Annotated in this window: 11 protein-coding genes; 6 read left to right on the top strand and 5 right to left on the bottom strand. The window is 64.3% G+C overall.

Going from position 1 to position 12,078, the window contains the following annotated elements; translation table 11 throughout:
- Window positions 1-10: 10 nt before the first annotated feature.
- From pheA to gyrA, 4 genes are all read right to left on the bottom strand, one after another.
- Window positions 11-1,084 carry a prephenate dehydratase gene (gene pheA, locus GTP44_RS24600; RefSeq protein WP_161021485.1) on the bottom strand — a complete coding sequence of 358 codons (1,074 nt, stop codon included), beginning with the start codon at window positions 1,082-1,084 and terminating at the stop codon, window positions 11-13.
- 3 nt (window positions 1,085-1,087) lie between these two features.
- Complete coding sequence (serC, locus tag GTP44_RS24605; RefSeq protein WP_160992795.1) at window positions 1,088-2,179, bottom strand: 3-phosphoserine/phosphohydroxythreonine transaminase; 1,092 nt, start codon at window positions 2,177-2,179, stop codon at window positions 1,088-1,090.
- Window positions 2,180-2,197: 18 nt separating this feature from the next.
- A complete protein-coding gene (locus GTP44_RS24610) occupies window positions 2,198-2,752 on the bottom strand; it encodes a DUF2059 domain-containing protein (RefSeq protein ID WP_161021486.1) in 555 nt (184 codons plus the stop codon).
- Between the two features lie 83 nt (window positions 2,753-2,835).
- Entirely contained in the window at window positions 2,836-5,466 is a 2,631-nt protein-coding gene (gyrA, locus tag GTP44_RS24615; protein WP_161021487.1) for a DNA gyrase subunit A, read from the bottom strand.
- Between the two features lie 404 nt (window positions 5,467-5,870).
- On the opposite strand from gyrA, the gene ompA reads away from it, so the two are divergent.
- From ompA to GTP44_RS24640, 6 genes are all read left to right on the top strand, one after another.
- A complete protein-coding gene (gene ompA, locus GTP44_RS24620) occupies window positions 5,871-6,581 on the top strand; it encodes an outer membrane protein OmpA (protein ID WP_161021488.1) in 711 nt (236 codons plus the stop codon).
- A gap of 123 nt (window positions 6,582-6,704) precedes the next feature.
- Window positions 6,705-7,400 carry a bifunctional 2-polyprenyl-6-hydroxyphenol methylase/3-demethylubiquinol 3-O-methyltransferase UbiG gene (ubiG, locus tag GTP44_RS24625; RefSeq protein WP_161021489.1) on the top strand — a complete coding sequence of 232 codons (696 nt, stop codon included), beginning with the start codon at window positions 6,705-6,707 and terminating at the stop codon, window positions 7,398-7,400.
- 2 nt (window positions 7,401-7,402) lie between these two features.
- Complete coding sequence (locus GTP44_RS24630) at window positions 7,403-8,092, top strand: HAD family hydrolase (RefSeq protein ID WP_161021495.1); 690 nt, start codon at window positions 7,403-7,405, stop codon at window positions 8,090-8,092.
- 192 nt (window positions 8,093-8,284) lie between these two features.
- Window positions 8,285-8,701 (top strand): hypothetical protein, encoded by a 417-nt coding sequence (locus GTP44_RS27700; RefSeq protein ID WP_229257071.1) that lies wholly within the window; start codon window positions 8,285-8,287, stop codon window positions 8,699-8,701.
- A 50-nt stretch (window positions 8,702-8,751) separates the two neighbouring features.
- A complete protein-coding gene (locus tag GTP44_RS27705) occupies window positions 8,752-9,318 on the top strand; it encodes a hypothetical protein (protein WP_229257072.1) in 567 nt (188 codons plus the stop codon).
- A gap of 121 nt (window positions 9,319-9,439) precedes the next feature.
- Window positions 9,440-10,531, top strand: coding sequence for a hypothetical protein (locus tag GTP44_RS24640; protein WP_161021490.1), 1,092 nt, complete (start codon window positions 9,440-9,442; stop codon window positions 10,529-10,531).
- On the opposite strand, the gene GTP44_RS24645 is transcribed toward GTP44_RS24640, so the two are convergent.
- A complete protein-coding gene (locus tag GTP44_RS24645) occupies window positions 10,528-11,799 on the bottom strand; it encodes an O-acetylhomoserine aminocarboxypropyltransferase/cysteine synthase family protein (protein ID WP_161021491.1) in 1,272 nt (423 codons plus the stop codon). The genes GTP44_RS24640 and GTP44_RS24645 overlap by 4 nt on opposite strands.
- Window positions 11,800-12,078: the final 279 nt, after the last annotated feature.

The raw sequence follows: 12,078 nt of genomic DNA on the forward strand, positions 1-12,078 counted from the left end.
GTCTCTCTGTTCAGGTCAGGCTGACCGGGTAGGAACCCAGCACCTTGAAGAAGGCGGCGTTGTTCTGCAGTTCGGTCAGCGCCCTGGCGACGCCCTCGTCCTGCAAGTGGCCCTGCACGTCGACGTAGAAGTAGTACTCCCAGGCGCCGGTGCGCGCCGGGCGCGACTCAAAGCGCGTCATCGACACGCCATGCTGCGCCAGCGAGCCAAGCAGACGATAGATCGATCCCGCCTTGTGCGGCGCCGCCAGCGCCAGCGAGGTGCGGTCCTCGCCCGATGGGCCGGCCTGCAGCGTGCCGATCACGGCGAAGCGGGTGCGGTTGTGCGGGTCGTCCTGGATATTGGCCTTGACCGTGCCCAGGCTGTAGCGCACCCCGGCGCGCTCGCCGGCGATGGCCGCCAGCGCGTGATTGTCGCGCGCCATGCGCGCCGCCTCGGCGTTGGACGACACGGCGATCCGCTCCAGGTCCGGGTAGTTATTGTTCAGCCAGATCTGGCACTGCGCCAGTGCCTGCGCGTGGGCGCAGATGGCGGTCACGCCGTCCATATTGCCGCTGCCGGTCAGCAGGCTGTGACGCACGGCGATCGACACCTCGCCACTGATGGTCAACGGCGTATGCAGCAGCAGGTCGAGCGTGCGGCCGATCGCGCCCTCGGTCGAATTCTCGACCGGCACCACGCCGAATTCCGCCGTTCCCGCCTCGGTGGCGCGGAACACTTCATCGATCGAGGCGCACGACAGCACATCGACCGCCGTGCCGAATTGTTCGTACACCGCCTGTTCGCTGTAGGTGCCGGCCGGGCCGAGGAAGGCCACGGTGACGCGTTTTTCCAGCGCGCGGCAGGCCGACATGATTTCGCGCCAGATGGTTTGCAGCTCGGCGTTGCCCATCGGGCCGGGATTGCGCCCGGCCACGCCGCGCAGCACCTGCGCCTCGCGCTCCGGACGGAATACCGGTGCGCCGGTTTCGGCCTTCACATGGCCAACCGCCTGCGCCACGCGCGCGCGCTGGTTCAGCAGGTCGAGAATTTGCGCGTCGATCGAGTCGATCTGCTCGCGCAAGGGTTTGAGTTTGTCGTTCATGGCTTATTGGGCCGCCTGGGCGGCGAATTCGTTCAAGTAGTCAACCAGCGCTTGCACGCCCTCGATAGGCATCGCGTTGTAGATCGATGCGCGCATGCCGCCAACGGACTTGTGGCCCTTCAGCTGTAGCAGTCCGCGCGCCTTGGCGCCGGCCAGAAATGCTTCGTTCCTGCTCTCGTCCTTCAGGTAGAAAGGCACGTTCATGCGCGAGCGGTTGTGTGGCGCCACGCGCGTTGTGTAAAAATCGCTGGCGTCGAGCGCGGTGTACAACAGCTCGGCCTTGGCCTGGGCACGGCGCTCCATCTCGGCCACGCCGCCCTGCCGCTTCAGCCACTGGAACACCAGGCCGGCGATGTAGATGCCGTAGGTGGGCGGCGTGTTGTACATCGAGTCGTTGTCGGCCACCAGCTTGAAGTCGAAGGCCGACGGACAAACCGGCAGCGCCTTGCCCAGCAGGTCTTCGCGGATGATGACGATGGTGACGCCGGCCGGGCCGATATTCTTCTGCGCGCCGGCGAAGATCACGCCGTACTTCGACACGTCGATCCGGCGCGACAGAATGTGCGACGACATGTCGGCCACCAGCGTCACGTCCTTCAGGCGCGGATCATCGAAGTCCGGCTGGTACTCGACACCGCCGATGGTCTCGTTGGTGCACATGTGCAGGTAGGCGGCGCCGGGCGTCAGCTGCCAGCCGGCCTGCGGCGGCACTTCCGTGGTCGACGAGGCGGCCACGTTGACGTTGGCGTATTTGCGGGCTTCCTTGATGGACTTGTCCGACCACGAACCGGTGTGGATAAAATCGATGGTTGCGCCGGCGGGCTTGTGGCCCAGCAGGTTCAACGGAATCAGGGCGTTCTGCGACAGTCCGCCGCCCTGCATGAACAAGATCTTGTAATTGTCCGGTACTGCCAGCAGCTCGCGCAGATCGCGCTCGGCCGCCTGGTAAATCGAGATGAATTCCGGTCCGCGGTGGCTCATCTCCATCACCGACATGCCGCTGCCATGCCAGTCCAGCATTTCGGCGGCGGCCTGCGCCAGCACCTCCTTCGGCAAGACGGCAGGGCCGGCGGAGAAGTTGTAGATGTGCGTCATTGCGTTCCTTAGTGTGATTTATTTCTGTTCCTGCTGCAGCTTCTGCATCATCGGGCCGACGCGGCGCGCGACAATCTGCTGGCCGACCTGCATGCCCTCGCCCATCAGCTGCGGCATCTTGGTCAGCATCTTGGCGCCGACCGGCGTGCGGTAGAAGGCGGTGATCTGCCTCAGCTCATCGGCGCTGAAGTTGCGCGCGTAGATCGGCACCGTCTGGTTGAGGATGTCGTCAACGATGGTCGGATCGCTCAGCACCGATTGCATGGCGCTGACGGCCTTCGGCAGCTCGGCCTCCATCTTGGCCAGCGCCTTCTGCTTGTCGTCCGCGCTGAACTTTGGATTATTGTTGATCGACGCCTCGGCGCCGGCGCGCATCGAGGCCGCCATGCCCTGCGACATCTGCTGCATCATGCCCTGCAACACCGAGCGGTAGTTCATCGAGTCGAACAGCTCTTTGGCGGCGGCCGATGCGGCCGGATCGGCCTGCTGCTGCTGCTGAGCGAAGGCCGGGGCGGCGGACAGCGCCAGCGAAGTCACTAATGCGGTCACCACGGATGCGACGATTTTTTTCATGTTGTCTCCTCTATCAATAAAAACGGGGCCAGTTCTATTGTCGCGCAATAGTCGTGGCCCCGCGGGTTCCCGTCCAGTGACGCTTATTCCGTCGCTGAATCCGGGCCTGGTTCCAGCTCCACCTCGTCGATGTCCGTCTCGACCACGCGCTGCAGGCCGGACAGCTTGGTGCCGTCTTCCACCGCGATCAGCGTCACGCCCTGGGTGGCGCGGCCCATCTCGCGGATCTCCGACACGCGGGTACGGATCAGCACACCGCCGGTGGTGATCAGCATGATCTCGTCCGACGAATCGACCAGCGTCGCCGCCACCACCTTGCCGTTACGCTCGGAGGTCTGGATGGCGATCATGCCCTTGGTGCCGCGGCCATGACGGGTGTACTCGGTGATCGGCGTACGTTTGCCGAAGCCGTTCTCGGTCGCCGTCAGCACCGACTGCTGCTCGTTCTCGGCCACCAGCAGCGCGATCACGCGCTGGCCCTCGTCCAGGTTCATGCCGCGCACGCCGCGGGCGTTGCGGCCCATCGGACGCACGTCGTTTTCGTCGAAGCGCACCGCCTTGCCGGCGTCGGAGAACAGCATCACATCGTGTTCGCCGTCGGTCAGCGCGGCGCCGATCAGGAAGTCGCCCTCGTCCAGGTCGACCGCGATGATGCCGGCCTTGCGTGGATTGCTGAAGTCTTTCAGCGGCGTTTTCTTCACGGTGCCCAGGCTGGTCGACATGAACACGTAGTGGTCTTCGGGGAAGGTGCGGTTGACGCCCGACAGCGGCAGAATCACCGTGATCTTCTCATTGTCCGCCAGCGGGAACATGTTGACGATCGGCTTGCCGCGCGAGTTGCGCGAACCTTGCGGCACTTCCCACACCTTCAGCCAGTACAGGCGGCCACGGTCGGAGAAGCACAGGATGTAATCGTGCGTGTTGGCGATGAACAGCTGGTCGATCCAGTCCTCGTCCTTGGTGGCCATGGCCTGCTTGCCGCGGCCGCCGCGTTTCTGCGCGCGGTACTCGGAAATCGGCTGCGCCTTCATGTAGCCGGTGTGCGACAGCGTGACCACCATGTCCTGCGGCGTGATCAGGTCTTCGGTGTTCAGGTCGCTGGCGTTGTGCTCGATGCTGGAACGGCGCGGGTCTTTGGCCGGATCGCCGAACTCGGTCACCACCGAGGTCATTTCCTCGGTGATGATGGTGGTCACGCGCGACGGCGTGGCCAGAATGTCCAGCAGGTCGGCGATTTCCGCCATCACGTCCTTGTACTCGTTGACGATCTTGTCCTGTTCCAGACCGGTCAGGCGTTGCAGGCGCATTTGCAGAATCTCTTGCGCCTGGTCGTCGGACAGCTTGTACATGCCGTCGGCCTGAATGCCGTAGTGCTTCGGCAGGTGCTCCGGACGGAACGCCTCGATGCCGCCGACGGTGGCGCCGTCGCCGGTACGGGCCAGCATCTCGCGCACCAGCGACGAATCCCACGCACGGTCCATCAGCGCCGCTTTCGCCACCGGCGGCGTCGGCGCCGCCTTGATCAGGGCGATGAATTCATCGATGTTGGCCAGCGCCACCGCCAGACCTTCCAGCACGTGGCCGCGTTCGCGCGCCTTGCGCAGCTCGAACACGGTACGGCGCGTCACCACTTCGCGGCGGTGCGACAGGAAGCACGACAGCATTTCCTTCAGGTTCAGCAGCTTCGGCTGGCCGTCGACCAGCGCCACCATGTTCATGCCGAAGGTGTCTTGCAACTGGGTCTGCTTGTACAGATTGTTCAGCACCACTTCCGGCACTTCACCACGCTTCAGCTCGATGACCACGCGCATGCCCGATTTGTCGGACTCGTCGCGGATGTCGCTGATGCCTTCGAGCTTCTTGTCGCGGACGTTTTCGGCGATGCGTTCGAGCAAGGACTTCTTGTTGACCTGGTACGGCAGCTCGTCAACGATGATGGCGGTGCGGCCGCCGTCCTTGCCGTATTCCTCGTAGTGGGTCTTGGCGCGCATCACCACGCGGCCGCGGCCGGTGCGATAACCGTCGCGCACGCCCGCGACGCCGTAGATGGTGCCGCCGGTCGGGAAGTCCGGCGCCGGGATCAGTTCGATCAGCTCGTCGATCGAGCAGTCCGGGTTTTGCAGCACGTGCAGCGCGCCGGCGATCACCTCGTGCAGATTGTGCGGCGGGATGTTGGTGGCCATGCCCACCGCGATGCCGGACGAACCGTTGATCAGCAGGTTGGGAATGCGGGTCGGCAGGACGGTCGGCTCTTTTTCCTTGCCGTCGTAGTTCGGCTGGAAGTCGACCGTGTCCTTGTCGATGTCGGCCAGCAGTTCGCTGGAAATCTTGTCGAGGCGGCACTCGGTGTAACGCATCGCCGCCGCGCCGTCGCCGTCGACCGAGCCGAAGTTGCCCTGGCCGTCGACCAGCATGTAGCGCAGCGAGAAGTCCTGCGCCATGCGCACCAGCGTGTCGTAAATCGAGGCGTCGCCGTGCGGGTGGTACTTACCCATGGTGTCGCCGACCACGCGGGCGCATTTGACGTAAGCGCGGTTCCACACATAATTCGATTCGTGCATCGAATACAAGACCCGGCGGTGCACCGGCTTGAGGCCATCGCGCACGTCCGGCAAGGCGCGGCCGACGATCACGCTCATGGCGTAATCGAGGTAGCTCTTGCGCATCTCTTCTTCGAGGGAAATAGGGATTGTTTCTTTTGCGAATTGATCCATTGGCGGGTCGTTTTACTGTGGTTTATTAAGCCTGTCCCAAGGGACAGGCAAGCGTACGATTTTAGCATGGGCGCACGGCAACCAGCGGAAAACCGCGCTCAGCCTGTATTGGTGCGGTGTTGCACAGCGCGGCGCATCGTAACAAGTTGTAATATTCATGACACATTACTCAATTATTATCGACAATCGCGTTGCAACAAAACAACATTTTGGTCGAATCCGAAATGGCACCGTGTTGGAGCTCACTAAACGACTTTAATCGCTTGTGGCAAAATGGACGAGAAGTCAATTGCTTGATTCGCAAGCGGGAAATGTGCCTGACGACCTACGTGGTAGAATTCCTCCACGCAAGAAACTCCGTCACGCAGTTTTCTGCAGATATCACCCCCGAAAGGAAGAAAAATATGAAAAAACTGATTTCGATGTTAGCCATCTCGGCTGCATTCGCTGGCTCGGCCATCGCCCAAACCGCACCAACCGCGCCTCCTTACGCCCCAGTCACGCAGGACATCAAGGCGGCAACGCCGAAGAGCGCCTACGTGCAGGACGCCCGCGGCGTCATCGCCCGTGACCCGTTCGGCCTGTGCTGGCGCACCGGCTACTGGACCCCGGCCGACGCCGTGCCAGGTTGCGACCTGCCACTGTGCGTAGAGCCGGAAAAACTGGAAAACGGCAAGTGCGTCGCACCGCCGCCACCAGTGGTGCCAGCGCCACCAGCGCCAACCCCGATGGAAGCACCAAAACCGGTGCCAGTGCCAACCGCACAAAAAGTGAGCTTCGCCGCTGACGCCTTCTTCGACTTCGACAAGTCGGTCCTGAAACCAGAAGGCAAAGCCAAGCTGGACGACCTGACCTCGAAACTGGGCTCGATCAACCTGGAAGTCATCATCGCCGTGGGTCACACCGACTCGATCGGTACCGATGAGTACAACCAGAAGCTGTCGGTACGCCGTGCGGAAGCGGTCAAAGCCTACATCATCTCGAAAGGCGTTGACGCCAACCGCGTGTACACCGAAGGCAAAGGCAAGAAACAGCCTGTGGCGGACAACAAAACCGCTGAAGGCCGCGCCAAAAACCGTCGCGTAGAGATCGAAGTGGTCGGCACCGCCAAGTAATCACTGAGCATCGCCCCAAAAGCCCCGTCGGCACTGAGCGCGATCTGATCGCGCTCAGCCCGACGGGGCTTTTTTTTATGCGGTGCTTTAGAATAGCGAAATTAGCCTTTTAAAATTGTTGCCATGAACGCCGATCCATTAGAACTGCAAAAATTCGCCGACCTCGCGCACCGCTGGTGGGACCCGACCTCGGAATTCCGTCCGCTGCACGAAATCAACCCGCTGCGCCTGGAATGGATCAACGCCCGCGCGCCGCTGGCCGGCAAGCAGGTGATCGACATCGGCTGCGGCGGCGGCATCCTGACCGAGTCGATGGCGCGCAAGGGCGCCACCGTCACCGGCATCGACCTCGGCGAAAAAGCGCTGAAAGTGGCCGACCTGCATTCGCTGGAATCCGGCGTGCAGGTGCGCTATAAGCTGATCGCCGCCGAGGAGATGGCGGCGCAGGAAGCCGGTCAGTATGACGTGGTGACCTGCATGGAGATGCTGGAACACGTGCCGGACCCGGCCGCCATCGTGCGTGCCTGCGCGGCGTTGGTCAAACCGGGCGGCCAGGTGTTCTTCTCGACGCTGAACCGCAATCCGAAGTCCTATCTGTTCGCCATCATCGGCGCCGAGTACCTGTTGCGCATGCTGCCCAAGGGCACCCATGATTACCAAAAATTCATCACGCCGTCCGAGCTGTCGCAGTACCTCCGCAGCGCCGGGCTGGAAGTGGCCGGCCTCAAGGGCATGGGCTACAACCCGCTGACCAAGATCTATTCGCTCAACGACGACACCAGCGTCAACTATCTGGTGGCCGCGCGCCGCCCACTGTGACCATGCCCCTGCCCGCCGCTCCCCGCGCCATCCTGTTCGACCTGGACGGCACCCTGGCCGACACCGCGCCCGACCTGGCCGCCGCCGTCAACCTGCTGCGCAGCGTGCGCGGCCTGGCGCCGACCGCCTATGAGATGCTGCGTCCGACCGCCTCGGCCGGCGCGCGCGGCATGATCGGCGCCTCGTTCGGCATGACGCCCGACGACGACGGCTATCTGGCGCTGCGCGATGAATTCTTCAGCAACTACGAGGCGGCGATGGCGGTGCACAGCCGCCTGTTCGACGGCATTCCGGCGCTGCTGGCCGGCATCGAGGCGGCCGGGCTGCAATGGGGCGTGGTGACCAACAAGTCACAACGCTTCACCGAGCCGCTGCTGCCGCAGATCGGCCTCGGCCACGCGGCCTGCGCCATTTCCGGCGACACCACCGCGCACGCCAAGCCGCACCCGGCCCCGCTGCTGGAGGCCGCCAGCCGGCTGCAACTGGCGCCGCAACAGTGCTGGTATGTCGGCGACGACCTGCGCGACATTCAGGCCGGCAAGGCGGCTAACATGCTGACCGTCGCCTGCGGCTGGGGCTACTGTGGCGCCACCGCGCCGCAGAGCTGGCAGGCCGATTATCTGTTCCAGCAGCCGTCCGAGCTGCTGGCGCTGCTCCAGGCCACGCTGGCCGGCGGCGCGCTGGCGGCCTGAGGGGCTGAGGGGCTGAGGCCGCCCACAGTTGCGCGAAGGACGCGTCTGTGCGGATTTTTGTTGCTGTGCGGACAGATCAGGCGTAGTCTCCGGCATGACTGCGTAGAATCACTTATTTCCTGAAAGCCAAGCCTTCGCCGCCGGGGAAAGACGCGTCACCACCGACAACTCAACTTTCCCATCAGGTGCATCATGGACTTTCCTGAACAGGTTGCCCAACTCCCGCAACCTTATGCAGATTCCTTCGCCACCCTGCCGCAGCGCACCACCGCGCCGCAAAGCTGGATGGTGCGTGTGGTCGCCGCCAAATACCATTGGTACGACCTCATCGCCGGCTTCGCCGAGAAAACCGACATCCGCGACCCGATCGGCCGCTACATGCGGCGCATGCAGTTCGAGCTGGAGGCCACGGCACACAAGCGCCATCTGTTCTTCGCCGTCACCCGCCCGCGCGTGCGCTTCGACGTCACCGGCGCGGTGCAATGGGGCTTTTTCTCGCTGAAGCTGACGCTGCCGCTGCTGCTGGGCCCCGAGCAGACCAGGGAATCGATCACCGTCGAGCTCAAGGTGCCGTTCGCCGCCACCTTGAAAAGCCGGCCGTCAGCCTGACCGAGAACTTCATCAGCCTCAACTGGGGCGGCCTGGTCGAAGTGTTTTCGGTGCACGATCTGCTGCAAACCTATGCCCACACGCTCAAGCTGCCGAGCACGGTGGCCTACGTCGGCCAGACGCGCGATCCGGACAGCCGGCTCGCCAGGGGCCGCCTGCCGGCGCTGCACAAGCTGCGCGCCCAGTACGGCCTGGACCACGACACGCTGATCCTGGTGGTCGGGCTGGACGTCGCGGTCAGCTGCGCCGAGGGCGACCCGGCGGCGCTGGCGCACAACGAGCATCCGCTGACCTCCGACATGCTGGAAGCCGAGCGCACCGACGTCATCGAGGCGGCGCTGATCCGCTACTTCGAGGGCGCCACGCCGCGCTGGCGCGCCACCGACGAGCGCAAGGCGCGCGCCGAACGACTGACGGCGGTGCAAGCCGCCAACAACCTGGTGCAGTACACCATCGATCTGGCGCTGCCGCCGGCTGAGACCGGCTGTTACAGCCAGCTCGGCTCGGAATTCACCAGCGCCGCCCAGCGTCATCTGCTGAGCTGCTATGTGGCCGACGGCCAGGCCCGGGTGGCGACCATGCCGCTGCCGACGCCGGCCAAGGGCGGCCGGGCCTGAACGGACGCGCCCAAGGTGTTACATTGGGTGTATTTCGTGATGCCGCGACACATTTCCTCGTGGAAATATCAGGCTTTAAGCACTATAATCACGATATCGATGACACATTTGGAGCGCGCAAATGAGCGGTGACGACGCGGACGAACCTTCTCTGGAAGAGCTGGGCATAGGCGCGCTGTTCGAGGAAGCGCCCGAGCCGTTCCTCGACCTGGTGGCGCCGCCGCCGGACGAGCTGGCGGAACTGCTGCCGCTGGGGCCGGAGCGCGGCGGCGTGCCGCAAACCTGGGTGGTCACCGTGGCCGACGCCAAATTCCACTGGTACGACCTGATCGCCGGCTTCCCGCCGGTGCCGGACATCCGCGACCCGGTCGGCCGCTACCTGCGCCGCATGCAGTTCGACCTGGAGGCGACCAGCGAGAAGCGGCTGCTGTACTTTGCCGTCAACCGCCCTTTGATGCGTTTCGACCCGTCGCGCAGTGTCAGCTGGGGTTTCTTTTCGCTCAAGCTGACGCTGCCGCTGCTGGTCGGCGTCGAGGGCAAAAAGGACACGCTGACCATCGAGCTGACGGTGCCGTTCGCCGCCACGCTGAAAAAGCCATCGGTGGTGCTGAGTGAGCAGTTCATCACGCTCAACTGGGGCGGCCTGGTCGAGGCGCTGTCGATCCACGACGTGTTGCAGCAATACCCCAACCCCTACCACGACACCACCGAGGTGCAGTACGTCGGCCAGACCCGCGACCCGCTGGGCCGGCTGGCGCGGGCGCGCGTGCTGGGCGTGCAGCGGGTGCATCAGCGCCACAGCGAAGACCGCGACATGCTGCTGCTGGTGCAGCGCATGATGGTGGCGGTCGACCCGCCCGATGGCGACCCGGCCGCCCTGCCGGCCAACCAGAACGCGGTGGCGGCCGACCTGCTGCTGAAGGACCGGGTCGATCTGGTCGAGTGCGCGCTGATCCGCTATTTCGAGGGCCCGGAGATGCACGGCCGCAGCGACAAGGAAGCCGAGGTGCGGCGCCAGCGCGTGCGCGAGGTGGCGCAGGCCAACCACCTGATCAGCTTCCGCATCGACCTGCGGCTGGAGGACGCCGGCCAGTACCACGAACTGTACTCGCGCCACGTCGGCGTCTCCCGCAACCATGTGATCGACTGCCGCGTCGCCGACGGCGAGGTCATCGTCGAGCGGGTGGCGGTGGCCGAGCCGCCGCGCGCTTAAACCGCCGCCAGCGCCTGCGCCAGGTCGGCCAGCAAATCGTCGCTGTGCTCGATGCCGATCGACAGCCGCACCGTATCCACCGTCACGCCCGCCTTGGCCAGTTCCTCCTCGTTGAGCTGGCGGTGGGTGGTGGTGGCCGGGTGGCAGGCCAGCGATTTGGCGTCGCCGATGTTGACCAGGCGCGTGAACAGTTGCAGCGCGTCCTGAAAGCGCGCGCCGCCCTCCTTGCCGCCCTGCACGCCAAAGGTCAGCACGCCGGATGGGCGGCCGCCCAGATACTTCTGCGCCAGCGCGTAATCGCGGTGACCTTCGAGGCCGGCGTAGTTGACCCATTTGACCTTTTCATGGCCGCCGAGATATTGCGCCACCTTGCGCGTGTTCTCGACGATGCGCTCCATGCGCAGCGCCAGCGTCTCGATGCCCTGCAGGATCAGGAAGGCGTTGAACGGCGACAGCGCGGCCCCGGTGTTGCGCAGCGGGACCACGCGCGCGCGGCCGATGTAGGCCGCCGCGCCCAGCGCCTCGGTGTAGACCACGCCGTGGTAGGACACGTCCGGCTGGTTGAGGCGCTTGAAGCGCTCCTTGTGCTCGGCCCACGGGAACTTGCCGGAATCGACGATGGCGCCGCCCAGCGAGCTGCCGTGGCCGCCCAGATATTTGGTCAGCGAGTGCACGACGATGTCGGCGCCGTGCTCGAACGGGCGCAACAGGTAAGGCGTGGCGACGGTGTTGTCGACGATCAGCGGCACGCCGTGCGCGTGCGCCACGGCGGCGATCGCCGCGATGTCGGTGATGTTGCCCAACGGGTTGCCGATCGACTCGATGAACACCGCCTTGGTGCGGGCGTCGATCAGCGCGGCGAACGATTGCGGGTCGCCGGCGTCGGCGAAGCGGGTGGTGATGCCGTACTGCGGCAAGGTGTGGGCGAACAGGTTATAGGTGCCGCCGTACAGCGTGGCGGCCGAGACGATGTTGTCGCCGGCCTCGGCGATGGTCTGGATGGCGTAGGTGATGGCCGCCTGGCCCGAGGCCAGCGCCAGTGCGCCGATACCGCCTTCGAGCGCGGCGACACGCTGCTCCAGCACGCTCTGGGTCGGGTTCATGATGCGGGTGTAGATATTGCCTTCGACCTTGAGGTCGAACAGGTCGGCGCCGTGCTGGGTGTCGTCGAACGCATAGGCGACGGTCTGGTAGATGGGCACGGCGACGGCGCGCGTGGTCGGATCGGGGCGGTAGCCGCCGTGAACGGCGATGGTTTCCAGTTTCATTGCTTGTCTCCTTGGGTTGGCGCCGCATAAGGTAGCGCAGATCGCGCGCGAACGCCAAGAATGATTTCAAAAATACAAATACGCATTCCGGATAAGTTAAGCTGTCACACATTGACCGGCTGGCCCGTCTAAGGTTCATGATGACCGATACCGAGCTAATGTCAAATCTGGTGTATGCCAATCCTGAAGCGTAGGGCCATCAGGCGGCGAGTTTCTGTTGTTCCGGCGGATTGTCCTGCGCCGGAAGTCCATCTTTAAACAGCACGCCAGCCAGCAGCG

Origin of the sequence: Duganella lactea (genome assembly GCF_009857505.1) — a bacterium.
Classification (GTDB): Bacteria; Pseudomonadota; Gammaproteobacteria; order Burkholderiales; family Burkholderiaceae_D; genus Rugamonas; species Rugamonas lactea.

Excerpts from the sequence above, each read along its gene's own strand:
- gyrA (WP_161021487.1), bottom strand. The coding sequence starts at position 5,466 with ATGGATCAATTCGCAAAAGAAACAATCCCTATTTCCCTCGAAGAAGAG.
- ompA (WP_161021488.1), top strand. The coding sequence starts at position 5,871 with ATGAAAAAACTGATTTCGATGTTAGCCATCTCGGCTGCATTCGCTGGC.
- pheA (WP_161021485.1), bottom strand. The coding sequence starts at position 1,084 with ATGAACGACAAACTCAAACCCTTGCGCGAGCAGATCGACTCGATCGAC.
- GTP44_RS24610 (WP_161021486.1), bottom strand. The coding sequence starts at position 2,752 with ATGAAAAAAATCGTCGCATCCGTGGTGACCGCATTAGTGACTTCGCTG.
- serC (WP_160992795.1), bottom strand. The coding sequence starts at position 2,179 with ATGACGCACATCTACAACTTCTCCGCCGGCCCTGCCGTCTTGCCGAAG.
- ubiG (WP_161021489.1), top strand. The coding sequence starts at position 6,705 with ATGAACGCCGATCCATTAGAACTGCAAAAATTCGCCGACCTCGCGCAC.
- GTP44_RS24645 (WP_161021491.1), bottom strand. The coding sequence starts at position 11,799 with ATGAAACTGGAAACCATCGCCGTTCACGGCGGCTACCGCCCCGATCCG.
- GTP44_RS24640 (WP_161021490.1), top strand. The coding sequence starts at position 9,440 with ATGAGCGGTGACGACGCGGACGAACCTTCTCTGGAAGAGCTGGGCATA.
- GTP44_RS24630 (WP_161021495.1), top strand. The coding sequence starts at position 7,403 with ATGCCCCTGCCCGCCGCTCCCCGCGCCATCCTGTTCGACCTGGACGGC.
- GTP44_RS27700 (WP_229257071.1), top strand. The coding sequence starts at position 8,285 with ATGGACTTTCCTGAACAGGTTGCCCAACTCCCGCAACCTTATGCAGAT.